Source organism: Stappia sp. TSB10P1A, assembly GCF_900185725.1.
GTDB lineage: Bacteria > Pseudomonadota > Alphaproteobacteria > Rhizobiales > Stappiaceae > Stappia.
Map to the genome: position 1 here is coordinate 1 of NZ_FYAU01000063.1, position 889 is coordinate 889.

The following is an 889-nucleotide window of genomic DNA, read 5'->3' on the forward strand; positions in this document are numbered from 1 at the left end:
CGTGTGCGTGATGCGCCTGTCCGGCGGATCGCGCACGGGGCATGTCGGCGTCCTGGTCGATCCCGGCCACGTGCTGCATGTCGAGGCGGCCTGCGACGCAATCATCGTCCCCCTCACTCATTTCACCATACGCGAGAGGATCGCATGCTTCAGGCGGCATCGGCTGACCGGCCGGCACATCTAGCGACGATCTGGCGCGCGCCGATGGCCCTGGGCTCGCCGAGGGTGGACCTGTGGCCGCAGGGCCTGTCGGTGGCGGAGATCGTGGCGCGAGCCGACTACCTGCCGCCCGATTTCGGGACGACGGGCGTCGTGACCATCGACGGCGAGCCGGTGCCGCGCGCCATGTGGCGGCACGTGCGCCCCAAGGCCGGCACTGCGGCCGGCCGCAGCATTCATGTCACGTTTCACGCGCCGCTGCGCGAAGGCGGCCGGGGCGGCAAGCAGATCCTCGCCGTCGTCGCGGCCATCGCCCTGACCTTCGCGACGGCAGGCATCGCCTCGGCCGGTATTCCCGCGCTCGGGCTCGCCGCGGGGTCGCTCGGCGCCAAGCTGATCGCGACGAGCGTCGGCATCGTCGGCTCGCTGGTCATCTCGGCCATCGCCGCCCCGCCCACCCGCGGCGCCGATGCAACGCCGGATGGCACCGGCGCGGCGCTCGATCCGGCATCCGTCTCGGGTAACGTCCTGGCCCCCAACGCCTCCGTGCCGCGCGTCATCGGCACGCGGCGCGTTTATCCACCCTTCGCCAGTCAGCCCGTCATCGAGCTGGTCGGCCAGGACGAGCTCGCCGAAGCGGTGCATGTGCTGGCCGGCCCGCACAAGCTGCGGGACATCCGCCTTGGCGAGACGACCTGGGACGGGCTGGCCGGCGAAGGGGACAGCGGGC

General features: G+C 72.2%; 2 protein-coding genes. Both read left to right on the forward strand.

Annotated elements, in window-relative coordinates:
- Positions 1 to 184: hypothetical protein (locus TSB10P1A_RS23615; protein WP_208987203.1), on the forward strand; the 184-nt coding region annotated here is incomplete at its 5' end.
- Positions 145 to 889 (forward strand): hypothetical protein (locus TSB10P1A_RS23495; protein ID WP_208987204.1); only part of this gene is annotated, 745 nt, incomplete at its 3' end. The genes TSB10P1A_RS23615 and TSB10P1A_RS23495, both read left to right, overlap by 40 nt.